The 24,198-nt window shown below is 55.7% G+C and carries 16 protein-coding genes; 9 read left to right on the top strand and 7 right to left on the bottom strand.

All coding sequences use genetic code 11. The features are described from left to right. The 5 genes from CHB83_RS11575 (at position 1) to CHB83_RS11550 (ending at position 6,399) form a co-directional block, all read left to right on the top strand. The gene (locus tag CHB83_RS11575; protein WP_089332737.1) at positions 1-2,640 is read left to right on the top strand and encodes an MGH1-like glycoside hydrolase domain-containing protein; all 2,640 of its coding nucleotides are present in this window, start codon (positions 1-3) and stop codon (positions 2,638-2,640) included. 98 nt (positions 2,641-2,738) lie between these two features. Beyond that, on the top strand, positions 2,739-3,365 hold the full coding sequence (locus tag CHB83_RS11570; protein ID WP_089332736.1) for a cyclase family protein: 627 nt from the start codon (positions 2,739-2,741) through the stop codon (positions 3,363-3,365). A 237-nt stretch (positions 3,366-3,602) separates the two neighbouring features. Beyond that, positions 3,603-4,316, top strand: a complete 714-nt coding sequence (locus CHB83_RS11565) for a PD-(D/E)XK nuclease-like domain-containing protein (RefSeq protein WP_052695125.1) — start codon at positions 3,603-3,605, stop codon at positions 4,314-4,316. 419 nt (positions 4,317-4,735) lie between these two features. After that, positions 4,736-5,743: an aspartate--ammonia ligase gene (asnA, locus tag CHB83_RS11555; RefSeq protein WP_089332734.1), complete on the top strand. Its 1,008-nt coding sequence runs from the start codon at positions 4,736-4,738 to the stop codon at positions 5,741-5,743. Positions 5,744-6,060: 317 nt separating this feature from the next. After that, positions 6,061-6,399, top strand: a complete 339-nt coding sequence (locus tag CHB83_RS11550) for a hypothetical protein (protein WP_089332733.1) — start codon at positions 6,061-6,063, stop codon at positions 6,397-6,399. A 72-nt stretch (positions 6,400-6,471) separates the two neighbouring features. Here CHB83_RS11550 and CHB83_RS11545 read toward each other — a convergent pair whose 3' ends face one another. Further along, positions 6,472-7,512 (bottom strand): SMP-30/gluconolactonase/LRE family protein, encoded by a 1,041-nt coding sequence (locus tag CHB83_RS11545; RefSeq protein WP_245855334.1) that lies wholly within the window; start codon positions 7,510-7,512, stop codon positions 6,472-6,474. Positions 7,513-7,698: 186 nt separating this feature from the next. Here CHB83_RS11545 and CHB83_RS11540 point away from each other — a divergent pair, with 186 nt between their 5' ends. Further along, a complete protein-coding gene (locus tag CHB83_RS11540) occupies positions 7,699-8,745 on the top strand; it encodes an SMP-30/gluconolactonase/LRE family protein (RefSeq protein ID WP_245855333.1) in 1,047 nt (348 codons plus the stop codon). Positions 8,746-8,750: 5 nt separating this feature from the next. Here the strand turns inward: CHB83_RS11540 and CHB83_RS11535 are convergent, their stop codons facing one another. Both CHB83_RS11535 and CHB83_RS11530 read right to left on the bottom strand, forming a co-directional pair. Next, positions 8,751-10,067: a flavin monoamine oxidase family protein gene (locus tag CHB83_RS11535; RefSeq protein ID WP_089332731.1), complete on the bottom strand. Its 1,317-nt coding sequence runs from the start codon at positions 10,065-10,067 to the stop codon at positions 8,751-8,753. Between the two features lie 105 nt (positions 10,068-10,172). Continuing rightward, a complete protein-coding gene (locus CHB83_RS11530; protein ID WP_245855332.1) occupies positions 10,173-12,674 on the bottom strand; it encodes a glycosyltransferase in 2,502 nt (833 codons plus the stop codon). A gap of 157 nt (positions 12,675-12,831) precedes the next feature. Here CHB83_RS11530 and CHB83_RS11525 point away from each other — a divergent pair, with 157 nt between their 5' ends. Together CHB83_RS11525 and CHB83_RS11520 are read left to right on the top strand one after the other, a co-directional pair. Then, on the top strand, positions 12,832-14,211 hold the full coding sequence (locus CHB83_RS11525) for a glycoside hydrolase family 2 TIM barrel-domain containing protein (RefSeq protein ID WP_143437121.1): 1,380 nt from the start codon (positions 12,832-12,834) through the stop codon (positions 14,209-14,211). A gap of 391 nt (positions 14,212-14,602) precedes the next feature. Then, entirely contained in the window at positions 14,603-16,777 is a 2,175-nt protein-coding gene (locus CHB83_RS11520; RefSeq protein ID WP_179225518.1) for a right-handed parallel beta-helix repeat-containing protein, read from the top strand. Positions 16,778-16,779: 2 nt separating this feature from the next. On the opposite strand, the gene CHB83_RS11515 is transcribed toward CHB83_RS11520, so the two are convergent. Together CHB83_RS11515 and CHB83_RS11510 are read right to left on the bottom strand one after the other, a co-directional pair. After that, positions 16,780-17,085 (bottom strand): hypothetical protein, encoded by a 306-nt coding sequence (locus CHB83_RS11515; RefSeq protein ID WP_143437120.1) that lies wholly within the window; start codon positions 17,083-17,085, stop codon positions 16,780-16,782. A gap of 238 nt (positions 17,086-17,323) precedes the next feature. Then, the gene (locus CHB83_RS11510; protein WP_143437119.1) at positions 17,324-19,606 is read right to left on the bottom strand and encodes a PAS domain-containing sensor histidine kinase; all 2,283 of its coding nucleotides are present in this window, start codon (positions 19,604-19,606) and stop codon (positions 17,324-17,326) included. A 208-nt stretch (positions 19,607-19,814) separates the two neighbouring features. Between CHB83_RS11510 and CHB83_RS11505 the strand changes: the two genes are divergently transcribed. Next, the gene (locus CHB83_RS11505; RefSeq protein ID WP_245855331.1) at positions 19,815-21,617 is read left to right on the top strand and encodes a M61 family metallopeptidase; all 1,803 of its coding nucleotides are present in this window, start codon (positions 19,815-19,817) and stop codon (positions 21,615-21,617) included. A gap of 157 nt (positions 21,618-21,774) precedes the next feature. On the opposite strand, the gene CHB83_RS11500 is transcribed toward CHB83_RS11505, so the two are convergent. Both CHB83_RS11500 and CHB83_RS11495 read right to left on the bottom strand, forming a co-directional pair. Then, positions 21,775-23,313: a SulP family inorganic anion transporter gene (locus CHB83_RS11500; RefSeq protein WP_089332727.1), complete on the bottom strand. Its 1,539-nt coding sequence runs from the start codon at positions 23,311-23,313 to the stop codon at positions 21,775-21,777. A 316-nt stretch (positions 23,314-23,629) separates the two neighbouring features. Beyond that, positions 23,630-23,941, bottom strand: a complete 312-nt coding sequence (locus tag CHB83_RS11495) for a hypothetical protein (protein WP_089332726.1) — start codon at positions 23,939-23,941, stop codon at positions 23,630-23,632. Positions 23,942-24,198 lie beyond the last annotated feature (257 nt).

Below are 24,198 nucleotides of genomic sequence, written 5' to 3'. Positions count from 1 at the left end.
ATGAACGAAGAGCGACAACGGCAGGAAGAAGCAAAAAACGGCGAGCTGCCGTGGCATCGGTTTGGTCCTTATTTGTCGGAGCGGCAGTGGGGCACGGTGCGCGAAGACTACAGTGCCACGGGCGACGCCTGGAACTACATCTCCCACGACCACGCGCGTAGCCGCGCTTACCGGTGGGGTGAGGAGGGGCTAGGCGGAATCAGTGACGACCGACAGTTTCTGTGCTTGGCAGTGGGATTGTGGAACGGAAAAGACCCCATCCTGAAAGAGCGTTTGTTTGGCTTGACTGGGCCAGAGGGTAACCACGGCGAGGATGTGAAGGAGTGCTATTACTACCTCGATAATACGCCCACGCACTCCTACATGCGCATGCTGTACAAGTACCCGCAGCATGCTTTCCCCTACGACTGGCTGGTACAGGAAAACGCCCGCCGGGGCCGTAGCAAGCCAGAGTTCGAGCTTACTGATACGGCCGTCTTTCACGAGAACAACTACTTTGATGTAAGCATCGAGTACGCCAAGGCTAGCCCTACCGACGTGCTCCTACTCCTGACAGTTTCCAACCGGAGTGCCCATAGCGCTACTATTCATGTGCTGCCCCAGCTCTGGTTTCGGAATACATGGGCTTGGGGTGAGCAAGATGACCAGCCCCAATTACGCGCCACGGCTGCTGGTGGAATTGCCATAGAACATGCTCGCCTCACTGGCCTCCAGTTACATTGTGATGGAGTAGCAGGGGAGGAGCCGGTATTGCTGTTCTGCAATAATGAAACGAACACCCAGCGCTTATTTCAAACGGCGCATCCGCATGCCCAGTACTACAAGGATGGTATCAACAACTACGTGGTACAGGAGGAAAAAGGAGCCGTTAACCCTGAACAAAGCGGTACGAAAGCAGCGGCGCACTACGTGCTAACTATCCCGGCCGGGCAAAGCCAAACGGTACGCGTGCGCTTGGGTAGCCCTGATCTAGCCGCACCCTTCGCCGATTTCGACCAGGTTTTGCAGCAGCGCCGCCGAGAAGCCGATGTCTTCTATGAAGAGCTGCAGACAGGGATTACCAGCTCCGACGCACGTAACGTACAGCGTCAAGCCTTGGCGGGCATGCTTTGGAGCAAGCAGTTTTACTACTACGACGTAGCGGAGTGGTTGTCGGGCGACCCTGCTTTTCCACCGCCGCCCGCTGGCCGGGGCAGCATCCGTAACGGCAGCTGGCATCACCTCAATAATGCCGACATCATTTCCATGCCCGACAAGTGGGAGTACCCCTGGTATGCGGCCTGGGACCTAGCCTTCCACACCTTGCCACTGGCCATGGTCGATTCGGAGTTTGCCAAACGCCAGCTTACCCTGCTCTTGCAGGACTGGTATATGCACCCCAACGGGCAGCTGCCGGCCTATGAGTGGAACTTCTCCGATGTGAACCCGCCCGTGCATGCTTGGGCTGCGTGGCGCGTGTACAAGATTGAGCAGAAGCACAACAACGGCAAAGGCGACTACCCCTTCTTGGAAGGCGTTTTCCACCGCCTCTTACTCAACTTCACGTGGTGGGTAAACCGCAAGGACCGCTCTGGGCGCAATATCTTCGAAGGTGGTTTTCTGGGCCTCGACAACATTGGCGTGTTCGACCGAAGCGCCGATATGCCCGAGGACGTATACATCGACCAGGCCGACGGCACAAGCTGGATGGCTATGTATGCGCTGGACCTGATGCGCATGGCTCTGGAGTTGGCCCGCACCAACCCCGTGTACCAAGACATGGCCAGTAAGTTCTTTGAGCACTTTCTCTACATTGCGGAGGCTATTGCGAAAAGCGGCGACCAAGACCTTTGGGATGACGACGATGGCTTTTACTACGACTGTCTGATAACACCGGAAGCTGGGCGGCAAGCCCTGAAGGTGCGTTCCATGGTAGGCCTGATTCCGTTGTTTGCGGTAGAGGTGCTGGACGAGAATATGCTGGAGCAATTGCCACGCTTCGTAGGCCGAATGAACTGGTTTCTCAACAACCGCCCGCACCTTGCCTCCCTGGTGTCGCATTGGCAGGAGCCAGGCCAGGGCCAGCGGCGCTTACTTTCGCTGCTGCGCGGGCACCGAATGAAGCTGCTCTTGCGCCGCATGCTGGACGAGGCCGAGTTTCTTTCCGATTACGGCGTGCGGGCCCTGTCACGCTACCACCTGGAGCATCCTTACGTGTACCGCACGCCCGAAAAAGACTTCACGGTGCAGTACGTACCAGGCGAGTCCGATTCGAGCATGTTTGGCGGTAACTCCAACTGGCGGGGACCGATCTGGTTTCCCGTCAACTACCTGATTATCGAGTCGCTCGAACGGTTTCATCATTATTACGGCGACGACTTCAAGGTGGAATATCCCACAGGCTCGGGCCGATACAGTACCCTGCTGGAAATTGCTGATGCTCTCACGGCTCGGCTGACCAAATTGTTTCTGCGGGGCGAGGACGGCCGCCGGCCTATTTTCGGGGATGATAAGCAACTACAGTCAGACCCTCATTTCCGTGACCATGTACTCTTTCACGAGTACTTCCACGGCGACAATGGCAAGGGCTTGGGCGCTAGTCACCAAACCGGCTGGACCGGCCTTATTGCCCGCTTGCTCCAACCCCGTCGGCCCGGCTAGGCTTCCGCAGAGGTAGGCAAAAGGCACCACGCGCCGTTAGCTAACGGGGAGCAAGCGTAGCCAGATAGGTTCTGGCATTTCATCACAAATCCACTACTATGGCTTGGCTTGATTTTACCACTACGATTTCTGACGGCATGGCCTACTGGCCCGACAACGCACCGGTTCATATCCGAAAAACGCTGAGCATTGCGGCCGGCGACGCGGCCAACGTAACAGAAATGAGCCTGAGTGTGCACACAGCTACCCACGTGGATGCTCCACTACACTTTCTGGCTGATGGCGACGACGTAACCAGACTAGACCTGGCTACCTTATTAGGGCCTGCATGGCTGGTTGAAATTCAAGACCCGAAGTTTATCACGCGCGCTGAAATCGAGCACTTACCCCTAAGCAAGGGGAGTAGGGTGCTGTTCAAAACGCGCAACTCCCGCCACGAGTGGGCCACCCAGCCCTTCGACGCGGAGTTTGTGCGCGTGCGGGCCGATGCGGCGGAATGGCTGCGCGACCAAGGCGTGGTATGCGTAGGGGTTGATTACCTGTCTGTGGGGCCCGCCGATACACACAATATCCTGCTAAGAGCGGGCATCACCGTCATCGAAGGCTTAGCGCTGCAACACGCCGAACCGGGCGAGTACGAGATGATTTGCCTACCCCTAAAAATAGAGGGTGCCGATGGTGCCCCCGCCCGGGTAATTGCCCAAAAAAAAGGAGGTAGTGCCTAGCCTTTATTTGTATTTGCTTTGTGGGCCGCGCAAAGGTGCCGAAGTGCCATGTGCTGCCTCAAGCTAAGTTGTTCTCGGCACCCGGTAGGCTTGCGGCATGCCGTTCTGCCCGAGCTATCGTCCTTGGTTTGTAGAAACCTGTAGCCTGACTTAAGGAAAAAAGGGCTATACTCCCTATTCAAACTCTACCTTCGTTGCTTATCGGAGCCTTTTTGCGGGTTTCGCTGTTCTTTTTGCGTGATTGATTCCACTTCTACCGACCCACGACCGGCGCTGCTGCGTATTCCTTACGACGATTATCGTGCTCTGCCAGCCATTGCCAATTCCGACCTTTCCCGCCTGCGTGATGCTCTAAACGGTCGTCCGCCGCGGCCAGTTACTAGCGTGGGGGGCGCCCTCGGGTTGGGCACCGCCTTCCATACTGCTCTCTTAGAGCCCGACCTGTACGAGCCCGGCCAACCCGGCATCAATGATACGCTGATTTGGTGGATGGTAGATGGTGTAAAGCTGCACCCGGACCTGAACATCCTGCTGGAAACGGGCACGCCTGAGCCCAGCTGTATTTTCACGGAGCCCGTTACGGATACGCTCTGCAAGCTGCGCGCCGATCTAGTCGTCGACCGGCCCGACCAGCCCTATACCATTGTAGACTTCAAAACCACAATGGCCCGCGACCATAATCACTTCGTAGAGCAGTGCTCCTACTACGACTATGATCGGCAGGCGGCCTTTTATGCCGATGCCTTGCACGCCGACCGCTTTTTGTTGGTAGGGGTGCAGAAGGTGGAGCCCTTTAAGGTGTTTGTGTACGAAGTGCCCCCACTTATGCGCAACGAAGGCCGCGCCAAATACCTGCGCCTGCTAAAACTGTTGCAGCCGGAAGCTCCGGTGCCGCTTGCCGTAGTTCAGGCCGTGCGCGACGTGCGCGACGCTCTAACCGGCGGCGAGTGAAAATTGGGTTTAATGGCTAATAAGCGCGAAAATGAAAATTAATTAGATTAGTAAGTTGGATAACTAATTAGAGGCTTTTATACTTGCATAATATCTGACGAAAACCACTCGTAATAATGCGTCATTTCAGCAATAATCTCCAGAATAATAATTCGAATAATTCTATTCGAAACTGGAAGGCTATTGCTCCTTTGGAGAAATGAAAAATCAGTAATTGATTTTCTTTTAAAGCCTTCCGTAGCCCGGAAGGCTTTTTTTGTGCCTGCCAGCCAATCTAGCATGTGTCGCAGTCGGTAGTGCAGCGCCCAGGGTAGGCACAAATAGTTTTCTGGATTCTAAAATATTCCCGGTGGGAAAATGGAATCCTATTGCCTTTTGAAAAATTAAATCCTTTCCAAAAACCACACATAATAATTGCCATGACCGCGCAGGAATTATTGAAAACGGAGGAAGCCATTAGCTTTGTAAAAGAAACTTTCGCTAAAGAACTGGCGTCGCAGCTCCACCTCAGCAAAGTGTCGTCGCCCATTGCCGTGCTCGACGGCACCGGCATCAACGACGACCTGAACGGCATTGAGCGCCCCGTAGGATTTCCTATTAAAGCCTTGGATGAGCGCCGCGCGGTAGTCGTGCATTCCTTAGCCAAGTGGAAACGGGTGCGCCTGCAGCAGCTAGGCATTGAGGCTGGCCGTGGCCTGCTCACAGACATGCGCGCCCTGCGCCCCGATGAAGACTACTCGCCCATTCACTCCATTTATGTAGACCAGTGGGACTGGGAAAAGCACATTAGCGCCGAGCAACGCACCCCCGAGTTCTTGCAGGCTACCGTAGAACGTATTTACGAGGTGCTGAAAACCACTGAGGCCCGCGTAGCTGCCGAGTACCCTGAAATTACGCCTGTGCTGCCTGGTAAGATTACCTTCTTGCACGCCGAGGACCTGCTAGCGCAGTATCCTACGCTGACACCCAAGGAGCGCGAGCACGAGGCCGTGAAGCAGTACGGCGCCGTATTTCTGATAGGCATTGGCGGAGAGCTAAGCCACGGAGAGCCTCACGATGGCCGCGCCCCCGACTACGACGACTGGAGTACGGAAACAGCTACGGGTTACTATGGCCTGAACGGTGACATCCTGCTCTGGCACCCCGTATTGCAGACCTCGTTTGAGGTGTCGTCGATGGGCATTCGGGTTGACAAGCATGCCTTGGTGCGGCAGCTTGCCCTGCGCGGCTGCGAGGACCGGCAGGAGCTGTCTTTCCACGCCAGCCTGCTAAAGGATGAGTTGCCCCAAAGTATTGGTGGTGGCATTGGGCAGAGCCGGGTGTGCATGTTCATGCTGCGCAAAGGCCACATTGGGCAAGTGCAGGTGAGCATTTGGCCTGAGGCAGTACGAGCGGAGCTGGCAGAAGCCGGCGTGGGCCTGCTCTAAACAGCGGAAATTGCTGCTAAGGCGGCACGGGCGGGGAAGCAGGTTTGGCGGCCGTAGCTTCTCCGCCCGTTTTTTGTACTCTCACTACGGCGCTGTTGGGCGGGTAGGGGACGAAAGCCTCGGAAACGACGGAAAAAGGAGCCCGATAGCAGAGTAAATACGCCGGTTAGTAGAGGAAAAAGAGTAGGCGGCGACGGAAATGGAAAGCCGGCACCTTGCTTGCAAGTAGGGAATCAAGCGCTTACTACTACCTCACCGGCCAGCCGCTTCGCTTGAAACAGCAGCCATTCCTTCCACTTTCCAACGTTTCCAGTTCCATGAAATCTGCCCTGCTTTCCCTTGCTACTGCTTTTGTTCTGCTGTCTTCTACAGCTTCTTTCGCTGCTTCCGCGGCCGACCGGCATGATGATGACAAGCGCCGCAAAGCGTACAGCAAGTATGATGACCGCAACAGCCGCGACTTTAACTACGGCTTTGACAGAAACCACCGCGTGACGGCTGCCGAAAAAGCCCGCTGGGAGGCTGCTCATCGCAATGATCGGCGCGATGACCGCAATGACCGTGATTTCAACTACGGCTACGACAAAAAACACCGCGTAACGCCCCAGGAGCGCGCTCGTTGGGAGGCCGCTCATCGCAACGACAACCGTCGGTAGTCTAACACTCAGTAGAAAAGGCCCTACCAATTAGCTGGTAGGGCCTTTTTGGGTTATAGCAAGTAGCGGGTCTTACTTTTTCTGAGTGCTAACGAAACCAGAAGCCTTGGTTTTGACGCGGCAGAGCAACGAGCCAGAGGCAATGTATAAGGTGCCATCGGGAGCCCAGGCGCAGTTGGATACTACTTCCCCTGTATCAATAGTGCCGAGATGCTGGCCTGTTGGAGAAAGGACGAGGATGCCACCGTGCCCGGAGGCCCATACGTTGCCTGCTTGGTCAGTCTTGAGCCCATCGGGCACCTCCTTCGGGCGGGAACGAGATACCTTGCTCATATCAAAAAACACCCGGCTCTTGCCTAGCTTACCATTGGAGCGCACCTTGTATGCCAAGATAACGGGGCGCAGGGAGTCTGATAGCGCTACGTACAAGGTACGGCCATCGGGGGCGAGGGCTACGCCGTTGGGTAGGCTCTGATCCGCTACCTCGCGGCTTACCTTACCACCTGGGGCTAGGCGGTACACTCCGTTGACGGGCATTTCGCGCAGGGGGCTCTGGAGTTGCTGGGGCAAGCCATAGGGAGGGTCGGTGAAGTAAATGCTGCCGCTGGCGTGCACTACGGCATCGTTGGGGCTATTGTAGCGCTTGCCTTCAAATGCATCGGTGAGCGTGCGTTTACCACTTTGCTGGTCAAGGGGTAGTACAGCCAGTCGTCGGTCACCATGGTCACACAGCAGCAGGTTGCCCCGGCCATCCAGAGTAATACCATTGGTGCCCGGCTCCTTACCGTAGGGCATGCGGCCGGAGTACCCCGTTGATTCTAGGAACTTGGAAAGCCCCTTCGCGGGCGACCAGCGGTAGATAGTGCGAGTAGGAGCGTCCGAAAACAGAAGCATACTACTATCGGGCACCCACACGGGGCCTTCCGTGTGGCTGAGGCCGCTAGCTACTATTTCAATGGAAGCATCGGCGGCTAGCACTTGGTCTACATCAGGCGCCAACCGCTGAATATGGCCTACCGTGGTGAAGCGGGTAGGCGGCTGCGTTTGGGACCAAGCAAAAAGGGGGCAGCCCAAGGAGGCCAACAGCGGCAATACGGTAGCGAAACGCATCATAAGCAAGTGGGAAAGAAAGCACTGAACCTCACAGAAGCTTCTTTACCTACCCGGCCACCTGCTGAAAGGTTGCCCCAGCTGTAGCTCAACGCTAGCACAACCACCCTGTGAGGCTCCCGTAAGCACTAGCACACTTTGCATGACGGTATGAGCAGATGTACTCCTTTCCTTCTCCTGCTACTGGGGATGATAAGCACCCTAGCGGGTGCACAAACGCCAGCTACTAACCTAGAGCAGGTAGCTGAGTTTGGTAAGCACCAACCTATTGGGGTAGCCGTATCGGGGCAAGGACGCATCTTTGTCACGTTCCCAAAGAAGAAAGCCAACTACGACTACGGGCTAGCCGAAATCGTGGACGGGCAGCGACGGCCCTACCCCAACGCCGAGTGGAACCAGTGGGATTCCACGAAAGCAGCTACTCGCTTCGTGAATGTGCAGTCGGTATTCGTAGACCAAACCGATGCGCTGTGGGTGCTGGACCCGGCAAACCCCGACGATGAAGCGCCGCTAGTACCCGGAGTGAAACTGCTCAAGATTAACCTGGCTTCCAACAAGGTGGAGCGGGTGTACCGCTTCGAGGATTTGCCTCGGGAACGCACCGGACTCAACGATGTACGGGTAGACCCCACCCGGCAGGTAGCCTATCTCACCGACCCCAAGCTGGCCGCCCTGATTGTGCTCGACTTGCGTACGGGTAAAAGCCGCGTGGTATTGCAGGGCCACAAATCGACGGCAGCCGCACCGGATTTTGTGCTGCGCATTGACGGTAAAGAAGTGAAGGACAAGAATGGCAAGCCCTTCAGCAGCAATGCCAACGGGCTAGCGTTGACCCACGATTTCACGTACGTCTACTACCGCGCTATCAACCAAACCAAGCTCTACCGCATAGCAACTGAGCAACTGCTCAACACCGCGCTAGGCGGCGCGGCGCTGGCAGCTCAAGTAGAAACGGTAGGCGAAACGGGCATCTCGCACGGTATGCTAGCCGATTCACAGGGGAATATTTACCTAACCGACTCGCCGAACAAGGCTATTCGGCGAGTAACGCCTGCGGGCCGCTTTGAAACCCTGGTGCGCGACCCGCGCCTGCTGTGGCCCGACTCCTTTGGCCTCGGCCCCGACGGCTACCTCTACGTTACGGCGGCGCAGATTCACCGGACGCCCAAGTGGAATAACGGGGAAGATAAAGTAGCGTATCCCTTCCGCTTGTACAGACTTAAGCTCCCCAAGTAACCTAGCTACTCAACGGGAGGGAGTGGTAGGGCTAGCAAGTGCTGGGCTACCGCTTGCCCGCTAACCAAGGCGGCTTCTACAGTGCCCATATGCGGGCCGTGGTAGACGGCTTCACCAGCGAAGAAAAGCGTATCGGCCACGGGTGCGGCCAGTACGTGGCGCGCCGCCTCGGCTCCCATAGTTGCGTAGGTGTAGGCGCCTCGCGCAAAGGGGTCGGCACCCCAGTTGAAAATGCAGTGGGCTTGCAACTGAGAACGGACATACTCCACGGTGCTACCAAGCAGGTACGCCAGGGATTCCAGTGCTTCCGTAAGTAAGGCCTCATTGGTGGAAGCGCGGCGTTCGGCAGCGGCGGGGCCGGCTAGCCAGCCCGTTAGGAGCGGCCGCGGGTTGGGCTGTTGCGTCCACCAGGTGGGTATAGCCGCATCGGAGAATAAGAACCCTAAGTTGGGCATGGGCCGCTGCACCTGCGGCGAGGCAGTAGCCCAGAACGGGTTGTTGAACTCCAATAGCAACTTAATAACCGACCCAAACCCCAAGGCCGTGGCTGCCGCTCGGTGCTCGGGTAGTTCTGGCTCTAGATGGAAGTAGCCTGGGCTACCTGCTTCTGCTTGCAGCACGCCCAGGGGCATAGTGAGCAAAGCGCGCGTAGCGTGGTACTGGCGGCCGTCGGTGCAGTGAAGGGTCACGTGGTGCGGGTGCCAAATGATTTTTTCTACCACCGAGTTCAACCGCACTTGTCCTCCAGCCGCCTCTACCTCGCGGTGTAATTGCGCAACAACGGCCCCGTACCCGCCTTCCGGCCGGGGCGAGTCCTCAGCGCCGCCCCCAGACCATTCATCGCGCAAGGCAAAGGAACTGGCACGACGAGCATCGGCAGCATCATAGCCCTCCGCGAAGCGCGTTACGGTATTACGCAAGGTACGGTGTTCTTCGGCCGGAAACGCTTGGGTGAGAAATTCGGCCAGGGGGAGGTCGTGCGGAAGGGCGTGGAGCTTCTCCAGCAGCAGCGGCATCTCAGGCAGGAACTCCGCCGACTCGTGCACGACTCCTTGAGTTACCTCGTACGTTATCCCCCCGGTAGGGTAGGTGGGCGTGCCTGTAGCGTGCAGCAACTGCTGGGTCTGCGCTACGTCGCCGTGCAGGAATTCTGCCCCCGCCTCAGCTAGTCCTGAAAATCCATTCTCTCTGAAAGTATGGATGCGGCCGCCCAAGCGTGTGCGCGCTTCCAGTACTAGTACTTTTTTTCCTGCCTGAGCAAGAGTGCGGGCCGCCATCAGGCCAGCAGCGCCGGCCCCAACAATAAGTATTTCGGTGTGCATAGCAGGGTTACGTTTCCCAACAGCAGGATGATACCTCTTAATTAGAGGGCTACCTATCACATGCCGTTTTTGGCTTGCCAGAGCCAGCTAAAGTTTCAGTAGCGTTCAGTTATGGCTGAGCAGGGTAGCCCGATTACCTCGCTTATTCGTGCGCAGTGATACAGCGTTAGGGCGATACCTTGCCGGGAAGATAACTGCCTTGACCTCGGGGTACTCCCGGCCAATGCGGTGTACTAGCTGTTGCGCATCTATCATGGCATTATTGGCCAGCAATAGTACTGGTTTGTCGTGCAATGCCAGGGCCATAGCAAACTCGTGTCGGTAGGAGCTATAGCCCCCCAAAGATTCCGTAGAGGAGGTGTCCGCATCCTTATAAGGAGCTGCAACCCAGTCCACGTAATCTTTTCCCGGGAAGTAAGACTGTACCGCGGCTGCACTAGGAGGCATCCAAACCCACACAACATTCGTCACCTTATTGGCCTTGAACTCCCGAACCATGTCTTGCCATGCCTTGCGATACGCAGGAGCAGACAAAGCCGGGAAAATTGGTTGCAGCATAATGGGCTGGTGCAGGTTGTGTATGGCTTGTGCAAGTTGCTGCCGCTTACTTACCGGAAGGGCTGCTACTTGCCAATTCAGTAGTGGTGTAACCCCTTGCCGATGGAGGGCTATAATGTCTGCTTTGGGTAGCGTAGCCATCATGGGCAGGGCACTTACGGAGGCCGCTTGGTCGGTTGAGCGGCGCAGTAGAAGACGTTGCCCTGAGAAGAACGCATCCGGCGCAGGCTCGGCAGTAGACAAGGTTAGGTGCTGCGTGCCCACGCGCACGGAGTCGCCCCCATCCAGCAGCCAGCTAGCTAACGCAAACTCCGCGGACTGCGCTTGGATAAATAGCGCAGCATCTACGCAGCCCACTACGGCTAAGCTACCGATGGCCAAGGAAACTCCCCTAGTTTGCGCCCGTGTGGTAAGCCCGGTTACTGCTCTTCGAAACGCCTGAAAGATTCCCCGCAATGGCTGCGACTGTAAATCAGCTGTGAGAGTCCGCATCCACGTATGCTGCCCCATACCAACAGCCGCCAGCAGAATACCCGCGTTGCAGGTAGCTAGAAAAGCCATGAGGCGCGAATACGGGCTCCAGTCTGCTCGACCGGCGTATTTAACGGCCACTGCGCAAAGCAGGATAGCCATGATGTTCGGTAAGGCAATTCGGAACTCATTGCGAGTATTGCCCTCTTTGGGTGTCGGGATATAGGGCACCCGTACCCGAAAAATGGTGTACACAAACCCTAGAAGGTAAATCCACCACGTACCCACGCGTAAAATGCCGCCGGCTAGGTGCAGGCCAGTCTCATGTGGCTCGCGTAGCCAAGCTTGAGCCTTATAGCGAATCAGAAGACTGATGCCAAGCAGCGGCATCAAGTGCAAGGCAAAAGCCGCCAGCGAAATATGCCAAGGGTATACCGAAAGTCCCAACGATGCGATAGGCACCGCCAGGTCAATGAGTGTTATTAGGCCCGAGAGAAAATACAGGGGAAGAGTAAGATAGTGCAGCCGCTGGCGCCACGAGAAGCGCCCAACTAAGCGAGGGTATACCTCAAAAAGCAGTTCGAAGGCTCCTCGGGCCCATTTCAGTTGCTGGGCATAGAAAGCGCCCAGCGTAGAAGGAACCAGCCCCCGGCTAAGCACCCGCGGTACGTATACCGATTGCCAGCCGGCGGCATGCAGGCGCATGGCCGTGTGCATGTCCTCCGTAAGGCCGGCTGCGTGACCACCAATGGAGTCTAACGCCGCACGGCGGAAGGTGCAGTTAGCGCCAATTGCTTGCGTAGTGTTGTAGCTGTTCATGCCCATCATCAGTGGGCCGTAGAAGTGGTAGGTTTGCTCGGCCGCTCCAAGTGCCACTAAGCTGTCTTTCTGGTTGCCGTAGGCCTGCACCACCTGCACGTAGCCGACGCTAGCATTTGTAAAGTAGGGTACTACGTAGTCCAGGAAGTCGGGAGTTGGTACGTGGTCGGGGTCAAGAACAACGCATAGCTCACCCGTGGCCTGCTGCAAAGCATTGTTGATATTGCCGGCTTTGGCATTGACTTTTTGCTTGCGCGTGACGTGCACTACGCCTAGCTGCTGGCACACTGCCCGCAAATACGGGTCGTCACCCTCATCGCACAGGTAGCTGGTGTGCGGATAGGTAATGGCCTGCATCGCCTCCAGCGTTTGGACTATCATGGCGTAGGGCTCACCGGGGCAGGCAGTTGTCAACACGTCCACGGTGAAAGCTGGCAAGTGCTCCGTGGGAGGTAGGGGCTCCGTTACGTTTACGTAGTGATACCACTCGTGCAGCATGCGCAGCATCTTGAACCCCAACGACACGGTCAGCAACCAAAACAGCGGTGCGTACCCAATGGGGTCGGAGGATGCAAACCACACGACAAAGTACACTAGGCTAACGAGGCCCAGTCCTACCAATACTCGCATCTGCCCCACGCCAGCAACTTGCTTGACTAGCAAACCAGCGGAGGTTGCACGGCTGGCAAAACCAGCCGGCTTACGAGATTCTGTATTAGCTAAAGGATGAACAGTTTCCTTTAGAATGCTTTCGTGCATGATATTCGTACTAAACCTGTCTCACAACCTATGCGACAAGGAATTGCCTGTACGCAAAGTTCGACAACTTTGATCATTCTGATTATTTATTATATTTTATCAATATATGGTTGAGATGCAAGGGTGATATTTTTTCTGCTTTCTGCGTAATAGGAGGATGAGTTTACCTGTCCTTTCCCACGCGTTGCAACGGCGCTGGCTGATAATAGTATTACTAGTCATAGCCACCTGTATCACCTTTTTGCTGGTAAAAGCAGCCCGGCATTCCCCCGCTAATGCCTCTTTCCAGAACGTACCGCCTGGCGTCACTCCGGTGCAAGTGGTGCGCACTGCGCAAGGCTATCAACTCTTGCGCGGCGGCAAGCCATACTTTATAAAGGGAGGGGCTGGCTTGCAGCATTATGACCAACTGAGAGCGGCTGGGGCCAACTCCGTTCGGCTGTGGTCGGCTGACTATGCCGACGAGCGCATGGACGAGGCGCAGCGCCAAGGCCTCACCGTGATGCTGGGACTTTGGCTGGTGCACGAGTCCAAGAAGTTCGACTACTATGATACAAAGGCAGTAGAGCGTCAGAAAAGGTCAATTCGGCAGCAGGTGCTACGCTACCGCCACCATCCCGCGTTGCTGGCCTGGTCAATAGGAAATGAAGTCAACTTTGAGTCAGCCAATCCGCAGTTGTATCAGGCTATAAATGACATAGCACAAATGATTCATGAGTTGGATCCGTACCATCCGGTAACAACTACTTTAACAAGCACGCTCGACAACTTCAACCGGGTGCTGCGCCTTTGCCCGGAGGTAGACTTTTTGAGTGTCAATGCGTTCGGCAACTTGTTCACGTTGGCAGAGCGGTTGGAGGAAGCTGGTTGGAAAGGACCATACATTGTGACGGAGTTTGGTGCCCGCGGGTACTGGGAGTCGCCTAGAAGAAGCTGGGGAGCGGCCGTTGAGCAAAGCAGCACGGAAAAAGCTGCCTTCACTAAGGAACGGTACGTGGAGGCTGTACAGGGCAAGTCTGCTAAATGCTTGGGCTCCTACGTGTTCTTCTGGGGCAATAAGTTTGAATACACGTCTACCTGGTTCAGCCTGTTTGCACCTGCCGGCGAGAAAACGGCCACCGTAGATGTTATGCAGGAGCTATGGACGCAACAGCCACCGCACAATCTGGCTCCCCGTATTAGTGCCTTACGATTTGCGGACGAGTACCTGAGTAAGGGGCTCCATCTGACTCCTGGTGTAGACTACAGGGCTCACCTGGTAGCGCAAGACCCCGAGAATGACGCGCTGCGTTATGTATGGGAAGTGCTGCCTGATTTAGATGTTATGAGCAAGCCAATACCCGATACTTCGCCGGAAGCTGTTGACAACAGCATCCAACCATTAAGTAATGGTCAGGTGGTGGTGCATGTTCCTACTGCTCCCGGCGCCTATCGTCTATTTGTGAGTGTTTTTGATGGGAAAGGCAGCGTGGCTACTGCTAACGTGCCTTTCTACGTCGGCTCGTACCCGAGGACCAACCGCGTAGCGATTCGCTAATACGCACAGCTAGTGTACAAAGTCAGCAGTTTTGCGTGCCAACTCCTAAGTACTCCTGCCAAGAACCGGCCAACTGCCCCATAGTACTGGCGAATGAACAGATATGCTAGGTGAATCTTGTACTTTAACTTATTAGAAAAGTAATATTAAATAAATATAGTTATAAATAAGATTAAATTGTCTTTTTACATTTTTGAAACTATTGATGATAATATATAAATCTGGTATACACTCATTTGATTATTTGGAGTTTTAAGGGCGAGTAACGTGTTAAAAGCATTATAAATCTTTGTAAAACATTCATATTTTTATATTCAGGGTGCCTTGCTAATATTGCATTGTCTCAACATAGCGATTTGCAATGCAATTGAAAATTGTACTTATATCACTTATGTTTGTCTCGCTGCTGGGCAGTATGCCAGTTGCACAAGCTAGGACGTATTATGTTCACCCAAGTGGCAATGATACCTATACTGGTGCTAGTCCGGCAACGGCTTGGCAGAGTATCAGTCGAGTAAATACGGCCGATTTACAGCCCGGCGACTGGGTCTTATTTCAGGGTGGGGCTACCTTCGAAGGCTCTCTCTGGCTACGGGGCAAAGGCACGGCTGCAGCCCCCATTGTTTTGACCTCGTATGGGCAAGGGGCCGCTACTATTAATAGCGGCAACAACTACGGGTTCTATTCTCCCAATGCCGGCGGCATCGAATTGCGCCGCCTCAAATTTGTCGGCTCCGGTCGATTGACGAATAACAACGCGGGTGTCATTTTCGCCACGGATGCAGTCAATGAGCGGCTAAATCACTTGGTGTTTGATAGCCTCGACGTGAGCGGGTACCTAAAGGCCGGTATTATGATTGGCAGCTCTAGTGCTACCAGCGGCTATGACAATGTGCGCATTACCAACTGTAAGGCGTATGCCAACGGCGAGGCTGGTATCACCTCTTACGGCAGTTATCCATCTATCAATCACCGCAATTGGTACGTGGCCAATTGCCAAGCTTATGACAATGCGGGCCGTGAGGATGTGAAAACCACCAACACGGGTAGCGGTATTTTGCTGTCTAGCATTGACGGAGCAGTAGTGGAGCGTTGTGAGGCCTACAACAATGGCTGGCTGAACAGTAATCCTAGTGGTGGCCCGGTGGGCATCTGGGGCTGGCTATGCAACAACCTCATTATTCAGGATTGCGAATCGCACCATAACCGTTCGGGTCTGGCCCACGATGGCGGCGGCTTTGACTTGGATGGGGGATGCACAAACTCCATCATGCAGTACAATTACTCCCACGACAATGATGGTGCCGGGTACCTGCTGGCGCAGTTCGAGGGGGCTCCGGCCATGCACGACCTCACCATTCGCTATAACATCAGTGAAAACGACGCGCGCCGGTTTAGCCAAGGTGCCATCATGCTCTGGTCGTCAGGGGCGAATGGGGGCATTCAGCGGGCTTGCATTTACAACAACTCCATTTATCTCACGCCAGCCACCGATGGATTAGAAACCAGAGCTTTCTACTCATCCAGCGACGGTATAAGCGACATTACGGTCCGCAACAACATATTCCAGACTACGGCGGGTATTCCACAAGTGAAATCGTTGAGCACGCGAGGCTTACTGCTACAAGGCAATTGCTACTGGGGCTCGGGCCAGCCACTAAACATTAATTGGAATGGCACGACGTACACTTCGTTGCAGGCGTGGCGTACGGCCACTGGCCAGGAAATGATTGGGAACCGGGCAGTAGGTATGTACCAGAATCCCGACTTCATCAATCCTGGCCAAGGAGGAGATATGGATGCCAGGCTCAGTGGGCAGCCTCATACATCTTGGACTGCTTACAAGCTTCAGGCCACCTCTTCAGTTATCGGGCGGGCACTGAATATGGCTACCGAGTTTGGGGTATCGCCCGGCGCCCGGGACTTCCTTGGCTCGGCAACGCCAAGTGTGAATACTGCTGGCAACATGGGTGCCATTGAAGCCGAGCCTACTACGGCGCCCCTGCCCGTAGTGCTGATTAGCTTTACCGCCGAGCGCCAAGGCACCAACGCCCTGCTCCGCTGGGCAACGGCATCTGAAAAGCAGAATGCTTACTTTGAAGTGCAAGTGAGCACCGACGGGCGCACGTTTGAGACGGTAGCAACGATGGAAGGAAGCGGTACTACTATGCAACGCACTACCTATTCTTGGCTCGGCAACCTATCTGGCTACGCCGATGCGGCGGTGTACTACCGCCTAAAGCAGGTAGACCTAACGGGTAAAGCAACGTATTCGCTTGTAGCGGTAGTGGCAGCTGCTGCCTCTTCTAGCCGCCTTGCAATGCAGGCGTGGCCCAATCCGTTCGCGAGCGAAGTAAACCTGAAAATTGATAGCCCAAGCTCGGGCCAGGCTACCATTACGTGCACTGATGCCATGGGTCGTGTTATGCTTACTCGCTCCTTACAAGTACCACAGGGCACTAGCACGGTAGCCTTACCTGAAGTTAGCAGCTTCCCGCTAGGCGTATACTGCGTGGCCATACAGCAGGGTACCTATCGGACCATCACTAGACTGACCCACGAATAAAGCTAGCGTAGGCTAATCCAGCTGGGGCCTGCTGGCAGGCCTACTGGATGCACTTGCTGAATGGGCGACGTGGCTGTAAGCTGGCCCAACGCATTACGGTACCGGATCCGATACTCGGGCAGGGCATCGGGGGCCAAGGGGGCATGATCAACGAAAGGGCTGTGCGCATTATAGGCCAGGCACTGCCAATTTCCCTGATTGCAGCGCCGGTATATATCAGCAAACAGGCCAGCACGAACGGAAAAATCGAGGCGACGCCCCACCGGCAAAAGATGGAGGTGCAAACGGAAAGATGGGGAGGTAGGCATGGCAGGTAGCATAGAAAACACAGCCTAGAACCAGAGTTCAAAACCGAGTCTTTTAACGAGTGACACTAGGCTTTCGCTTCCGGATTTGTACGGATTTCACTAGGGGTAAATCCTGATTTTTCCTTGTGCCGGTTTGCCTACTAACTGCTACTCCGTCTCTTTATTGTGTGCAGTCAACAAGTTAATGTGCAAACAGCCACTGCTATACGTACTGACGTAGCAATTTGACGGGATGCTATCAGCCTATGCTGTTGGGCAGCACAATTCGGAAAGTAGTACCGCTGCCCACTTTGCTTTCCACGGTGATGTTGCCACCTGCCTGCCGCACAATTCGATTGACGAGGTATAGCCCCATTCCTGAGCCTGGTACGTGGTCATGGAAGCGGCGGAACATTTGAAACAGATCGGCCCCGTACCGGGCTACATCAAGGCCCAAGCCGTTATCGGCCACTACTAGGGTGGCCGTCGTGTCGCTTGTCAGTTCCGTGTACACGTGCACGTGGGGAGAGCGGTCGGGGTGGGCATACTTTAGGGCATTGCTGAGGAGGTTGTACAGAATGCTTTGTGCATTGAGGCGAGCAAACCGCATCATGGGAACAGCCGTGAAGTTTAGTTCAAACGTAGCATTGGCTGCTGAAATTTGGTTGTGCATGCTGCGCAGTACCTCTGTCACCAAGGGCTGCAAAGCAACGTCCTCCAGGGGGAAGTGTCCGCTGCGGCGCTCCACCTGCACTACCTCTGTGAGGCCCTGAATAGTATTGTGAATCTGGTTCAGCGCCCCCTCAAACATGGTAATTAGCAGGGCCGCTTCGGGGTCGTGGAAAGTAGCTGTGCGCTTGAACTCCTCAAAAACACCCGCCATGTTATTAACGGGCTGCTTCAGGTCGTGGGAGGCCGTATACACGAAGTTGTCGAGGTCCTGGTTGATGCGCGTGAGTTGCTGGTTCGTAAGGCTCAGACCTGCATTGGCAGCGGCCACCTTCTGGCGGGCCAACACCTGCTCGGTCACTTCAAACGCAAACACAATAACGCCATCAATGTGTTTGTGCGTATTGTAGCGCGGCTGGTACACAAAGTTGAAGTAGATGTCCTCCAGCGGGCCTCCTTCGTGCCGGGCCGCTTGAATCAGGCTTTCATTCCCCTCAAAGCTTTCACCCGTTTCGTACACCCGGCGCAGCGTATTCCAAATTGGTTGGGTAGTGAGTTCAGGAATGGCCTCACCAATGGAAATGCCCAACAGCTCCCGCCCTGGAAACAGTTGCTGGTAGCCCGGGTTCACAAGTTCGAATACTAACTCGGGGCCGTGCAGAATGCAAATGGCGGCGGGGGCCTGCATAAATAAATGCTCGAGCCGGGCACGCTGCTGCTCAGCTTCTTGCTGGGCTTCGCGGGCATCTCGGGTGTAGCTCCGCACTCGGGCCTCCAGCTCCATATTGAGCGACTGTACCGCTAACTGCACCCGAAATAACTCATCATTGTTCAGCCGGATTTCCTCGTTAGCCGCTTGCAACTCCTCATTGGAAGCGGCCAGTTCTTCGTTGGTAGCGGCTAACTCTTCCAGCGAACTGGCCAACTGCTGATTAAGAAGCCGTTGTTGAGTTTCACTTTGCTCCACGCGGCTGCGCGCTTCTACCTGGGCAGTAACCTCATACGCAAACACGAGCACGCCGTCCACGTTGCCATCGGTGTCGCGGGAAGGCTGGTACACGAAGTTGTAGTAGTTGTTGCCCAGCTCGCCGGTATTGGTGTGGTCCAGCTTTACCAGCATCTCGAACGCATGGTACGGTACACCCGTGCGGTACACGGTGTCGAGCAGATCGAAGATAGGCTGGCCCGCTAGCTCGGGCATTGCTTCCCGAATGGGTTTCCCTAGTAAAGCCCGCGGCCCTACCAGCTGCTGGTACAACGGATTTACGAGGCTAAACACGTGGTCGGGGCCTTCGAAAATCGTAATCATGGCCGGCGCCTGCATGAACGTGTTGTGCAGGCGGGCGCGTTGGGTTTCTGCCTCAGCCCGGGAAACTTGCTCGCGCGCTAGGCTGACGTGCAAAGCGGCCTCCGTGGCCGAGATGCGGGCCCGGCTTTCTTGCAGGGCGTTTTCGGCAATGGCTTGGCGGGCAAAGTCGGTAGTGTCGGTGAAGCTTACGACGATGCCTTGGCCCACCCGCCGGGCAGAAAGGTAGTAGTAGTCGTTTAAACCATCGGCTTGGTAGCGCAACTCGAAGCGGCCGGGTTGCCCAGTTTCAAATACCGAGCAATAGAACTCAAATACACCGTTGAACTGAGCCTGGGGGTAGCGCTGCAGGTGAGTTTGGGTAGGGTGGGCGGGTAGCTGTAGCATCTGCTGGGCGGCCGTGTTAAGCAGCACAAAGGCCAGGTCAATGATTGTGCTGCCATCCGGGCCATACACCGGTTTGTAAAGCACAATGCCATCGAGCGATACATCGAACAAGCCCTGTAACAATTCCTCGGCTGGAAAAATGGTTGCTACATCAGCTGACGAAGGGGAAGGAGCAGACACGAGAAGATAAGTAAGCAGTGAATGTGGGCTACGAAGCCCTCTGGCTGAGAAAAACCCAGCATAAGCATATCCGACAAGATAAGTTACCGCAACAGTACGGATAATGTTTGTCTAGGGTGCGTAATTGCAGCTCCGCTGTACCGTGCTGGCGCAACCAACGCCGGATGACTGGCGTCTGTTCGCCCACTCTCACTTTCACTTCCTTCAGATGTTTTCCTTTATCCGTCCGCTGGCTTTGGCGGCTCTGCTGGCTCCGGCCGTTGCGCCCGTGCTAGCCAAAGCCCCGCGTGAGCTGACTTATACCGTGAGCATGGACCCCGCCACCAACAGCAACGCCTTCCAGGTGAAGCTGGCGCTGCCCAAGCTTAAGAAAGAGCAGTCCATTTACCAGTTTGCGGCCACGGCGCCCGGTACCTACCAGGTAATGGATATGGGCCGTTATGTGAGCAACTTCCAGGCCTTTGATGCTAAGGGCAAGCCATTGGAAGTAAAGCAGCTGTCGACCAACCAGTGGCAGCTGAGCCAGCCCGACAAAACCCGCGAGATACGCTATACCATTGCCGAAACCTGGGACACGCCGGTAAAGGAGCACAACATTTACCGCATGTGCGGCTCGTCATTGGAGACGGACCATGCCTTGCTCAACGGTCAAACCCTGCTGGGCTACCCCCAGGGTATGCAGGACAAGCCCCTACGCCTCAAGCTGGAATACCCTAGCGGTTGGAAGGCTGGCTCTGTACTGGTGCCCGATAAAGAAGGCTATTACCACTTGCAGGACTATGACCACGCGGTAGACTCGCCTATTCTCCTGGGGCGCCTCACCGAAACGGCTACCAAGCTGGGAACTACGGATGTGGCCCTGTACTGCTACTCGGCTACCGACAAAGTGCAGGCCGCGCCTCTATTGGGTTACATGCAGAAGATGCTCAACGCCGCTCAAGCCTTTTTTGGGGGGCAACTGCCGGTGCAGCGCTACGCCTTCCTCTACCACTTCGCCGACCGCTCGGCGGGAGCGTGGGAACATTCCTACAGTTCGGAGTACGTACTAAACGAAACCGAGCTAACCCCCGAGGCGGCCCAAAACGTGGTGGACATTGCGGCCCACGAGTTCTTTCACGTGATGACTCCGCTCAATATTCACTCCGAAGTAATTGAGCATTTCAACTTTGTGCAGCCCACGGGCTCGGAGCACCTCTGGCTGTACGAGGGCACCACGGAATGGGCTTCGCACATGATGCAGCTGCGGGGAGGGCTAGTTGGTCTCGACGACTACCTGAGCACCTTGCACGATAAGGTAACCTACGACCGCACCCGCACCGATACCACCTACAGCCTGAGCCGCCTGGGGCTTAACTCGTTTAGCGACGAGGGTCAGCGTCAATATGGCAACATCTACCAGCGCGGCGCCCTCACGGCCGGCCTGCTCGACCTGCGCCTGCTGGAGCTGAGTGGCGGCAAGCGCGGCTTGCGCGACGTGCTGCTAGAACTGGCCAAGCAGTACGGCCCAAACAAGCCAATCAGTGAGAAGAACTTCTTCCAGGATTTCACCAAGATGACTTACCCCGAAATTGGGGACTTCTTTGCCCGGTACGTGCAGCAGGCCGAGTCGCTGCCTTTGCAGGAATACTACGCAAAGGTGGGCATCCGCTACGAGCCCATCCGGCACACGGGCCAGCAGATAGCTACCCTGGGAGCTTTGGGCCTGGCTCCGCGCGAAACCAGCGTGTATTTCACCAAGGTAGGTGGCCCCGTGCAAGCAGCCGGTGTACAGGTTGGCGACCAGCTAGTGGCCGTTGATGGAGTTCGCAACGACTTTACCGCCCTGCGCAGAGTAGCCAGCCGCACTCCGGGCTCCGAATTGCCCCTCACCATCAGCCGCAACGGTCAGGAGCAAACCGTGCGCGTGAAGTTGGGTAGCACGGAAGCCGTGCAACGCTACCTCTTCAGCCCAGACCCGAGCGCCACGCCCGCCCAGCTGGCTCTGCGCCAGGTATGGATGAAGAACCTGTAGCAGGCGACTGATACGCCTATCCCAAAACGCCAAAGGCCCCTAGTTGCTAAGTCAACTAGGGGCCTTTGTTTGAGTCGCTTTCTGGTACGCAAGCTGGATGGAAGCGGAAAAGGTAGAGCCCTGGTGGCGATTTGGGTAGTAGTGCGCTGTGGCGGTACTACCCGGCTGGCGTGGCTACAACGTATTCGGGGTCTTCCAAAATATTGACCTCTACTAGGGCGCCGGCCTGACCAAGCAAACGACGACAGTCGGGGCTGAGGTGGCGTAGGTGCAGGGTTTTACCCAGGCGCTGGTAGCGCTCCGTAAGCTTGTGCAGCGCATCCAGGCCCGACATATCGGCTACTCGGCTTTCCCGGAAGTCTACTACCACCTCGGTGGGGTCGGTAGCGGGGTCAAATTTCTCGGCAAAGGCTTGTACCGAGCCGAAGAACAGGGGGCCGTATAGCTCGTAGTGCTTCACGCCCGCGGCATCTACGTGCTTGCGGGCGCGAATGCGCTGGGCATTTTCCCAGGCAAACGCCAGCGCCGATATCACAACACCCAGCAGAACTGCCAGGGCCAGATTTTGCGTCACGGCAGTTACTACCGTTACCACAAGCATCACGGCTACGTCGGTGCGGGGCATGCGGCGCAAAATGCGCAAGCTGGCCCACTCGAAGGTGCCAATCACGACCATAAACATCACGCCTACCAGGGCAGCTAGCGGTAGGCGCTCAATCAGAGAGGAGCCTACCAGCACAAACAAGGCCAGCGCCACTGCTGCTACTACCCCCGAGAGGCGCCCCCGGCCCCGCGATTCGAGGTTCACCATGGTTTGCCCGATCATGGCGCAGCCGCCCATGCCGCCGCTTAGCCCCGAGGCGACGTTGGCTAACCCCTGCGCTACGCAGTCTTGGTTGCCGCGGCCCCGCGAGTCGGTCATTTCATCAACCACCGTCAGGGTCAGCAGGCTTTCCGTGAGGCCTACCAGCGCCATAATAATGGAGTAAGGAAAAATGAGCTGCAACGTAGCCCAGCTTAAGGGTACTTGCGGTAAGTGAAACTGCGGTAGCCCACCCGCAATAGAAGCAATATCACCCACCGACTTGGTATCGAGGCCCCCCAGAATAACCAGGGCCGACACCACCCCAATGGCCACCAATGACGAGGGTACGGCCTTGGTTAGCTTGGGCAAGAAGTATACGATAGCCATGGTAAGGGCCACCAACTCAAGCATCAGCCACAGGGCCTGGCCACTAAGCCAATGCTCCTGTCCGGCCGCATCATGCACTTTAAACTGCTCTAGCTGGGCCATGAAGATGATAACGGCCAGCCCATTTACAAACCCAAATACCACGGGCTGAGGCACAAGCCGAATGAACTTGCCAAACCGCAACCACCCAATGCCAATTTGGAGCACTCCCATCAGGAGCACTGCGGCAAACAAGTACTCGGGGCCGTGCTGCACTACCAAGCTCACAATTACGACGGCCACTGAGCCGGCCGCACCCGATATCATGCCCGGCCGGCCGCCAAATACACTCGTGAGCAGGCAAATGACAAAGGCGGAGCCAATACCCACCAGCGGACTAATGTGGGCCAGCAACGCGAAGGCTACTACCTCGGGCACCAGTGCTAAAGCGGTGGTAAGACCCGCAAGGATTTCATTTTTTGCGTTGAGCGTATACTGAGAAAAATAGGAGCGAAGTGAGTTCATGTGGAGGCTGAGAAATGGCAAAAGAAAAGCCGCACACATCTAACAAGACGTGGCGGCGCGAGGCAAGCAGGCCGATCCTCAGGGTGGGGTAAGCTGAAAAAGCGCAGGTAGAAAGTGGGGCATACCAATGCAAAGGTACGCAGGTTTGCCTTGGCCCGCCGCTACGCCGGGCCTGTTCTGACCGGAAAGCAGTAGCACTATGGATGCCGCGGCTGCGGTCTGGCGTCAGTGTAAAGGCAAAAAGAAGGCCCAGTGCTCACTGCCGGTACATGGACGGCAGCGTGCACTGGGCCTCCTGAAATAGGGCCGGGTGAGCTTATGAGCGAAGGTGGGCCCAGCTTGAGTTGGGAGAAAGCACATTGGGGTAGGCGTGGGCTACGGAAGTGGTAGCGGTGATGGTACCGTTGGCGTCGCAATAGCATACCACGTACTCCACGTGGGTGTTGCTTGGAAGCGGCTTCCGATCGAGGCAGGGGCTGCAAGCCCGGTGGGCAATGCACTCCCAGGCCTGACCCTGGTGGCGGCGATACACGTAGGCAAACCGGTTAGGTAACTCCGCAAAGTGCAGCTGGACCGCGGATGCTACACGCTGCAACTGTAGCTCAAGAGTAGGAGAAGATGAGGGCATACGACAAGGAAATGAAGTAAAAGTAAACTGCTCCCGGACCACTCCACGAACGACCCAATCTAATACTAGAATTTTACTATTCATGGATAAATGCGAATAAAAAATAAAATTTTTATATTTATCCAGTAAGAATAGCACTTCTAAAAGGTCTTAATTATTCAATATATATCATTGATTAACAAGAGGTTATGTGTGAGATGATGCCTTTCTGCTGTTAAGACTAACCACAGCACTGCGAACTGCTGTACTCATCATCA

Source organism: Hymenobacter mucosus (assembly GCF_900188255.1).
GTDB classification, from domain to species: Bacteria; Bacteroidota; Bacteroidia; order Cytophagales; family Hymenobacteraceae; genus Hymenobacter; species Hymenobacter mucosus.
The sequence above is the reverse complement of the archived record's forward strand: the minus strand, read 5'-3'. Positions and strand labels throughout refer to the sequence as shown.

What these genes read in the sequence shown, in the direction of transcription:
- CHB83_RS11575 (WP_089332737.1), top strand. Translation starts at nt 1, where the DNA reads ATGAACGAAGAGCGACAACGGCAGGAAGAAGCAAAAAACGGCGAGCTG.
- CHB83_RS11570 (WP_089332736.1), top strand. Translation starts at nt 2,739, where the DNA reads ATGGCTTGGCTTGATTTTACCACTACGATTTCTGACGGCATGGCCTAC.
- asnA (WP_089332734.1), top strand. Translation starts at nt 4,736, where the DNA reads ATGACCGCGCAGGAATTATTGAAAACGGAGGAAGCCATTAGCTTTGTA.
- CHB83_RS11550 (WP_089332733.1), top strand. Translation starts at nt 6,061, where the DNA reads ATGAAATCTGCCCTGCTTTCCCTTGCTACTGCTTTTGTTCTGCTGTCT.
- CHB83_RS11545 (WP_245855334.1), bottom strand. Translation starts at nt 7,512, where the DNA reads ATGATGCGTTTCGCTACCGTATTGCCGCTGTTGGCCTCCTTGGGCTGC.
- CHB83_RS11540 (WP_245855333.1), top strand. Translation starts at nt 7,699, where the DNA reads ATGATAAGCACCCTAGCGGGTGCACAAACGCCAGCTACTAACCTAGAG.
- CHB83_RS11535 (WP_089332731.1), bottom strand. Translation starts at nt 10,067, where the DNA reads ATGCACACCGAAATACTTATTGTTGGGGCCGGCGCTGCTGGCCTGATG.
- CHB83_RS11530 (WP_245855332.1), bottom strand. Translation starts at nt 12,674, where the DNA reads ATGCACGAAAGCATTCTAAAGGAAACTGTTCATCCTTTAGCTAATACA.
- CHB83_RS11525 (WP_143437121.1), top strand. Translation starts at nt 12,832, where the DNA reads ATGAGTTTACCTGTCCTTTCCCACGCGTTGCAACGGCGCTGGCTGATA.
- CHB83_RS11520 (WP_179225518.1), top strand. Translation starts at nt 14,603, where the DNA reads ATGTTTGTCTCGCTGCTGGGCAGTATGCCAGTTGCACAAGCTAGGACG.
- CHB83_RS11515 (WP_143437120.1), bottom strand. Translation starts at nt 17,085, where the DNA reads ATGCCTACCTCCCCATCTTTCCGTTTGCACCTCCATCTTTTGCCGGTG.
- CHB83_RS11505 (WP_245855331.1), top strand. Translation starts at nt 19,815, where the DNA reads ATGTTTTCCTTTATCCGTCCGCTGGCTTTGGCGGCTCTGCTGGCTCCG.
- CHB83_RS11500 (WP_089332727.1), bottom strand. Translation starts at nt 23,313, where the DNA reads ATGAACTCACTTCGCTCCTATTTTTCTCAGTATACGCTCAACGCAAAA.
- CHB83_RS11495 (WP_089332726.1), bottom strand. Translation starts at nt 23,941, where the DNA reads ATGCCCTCATCTTCTCCTACTCTTGAGCTACAGTTGCAGCGTGTAGCA.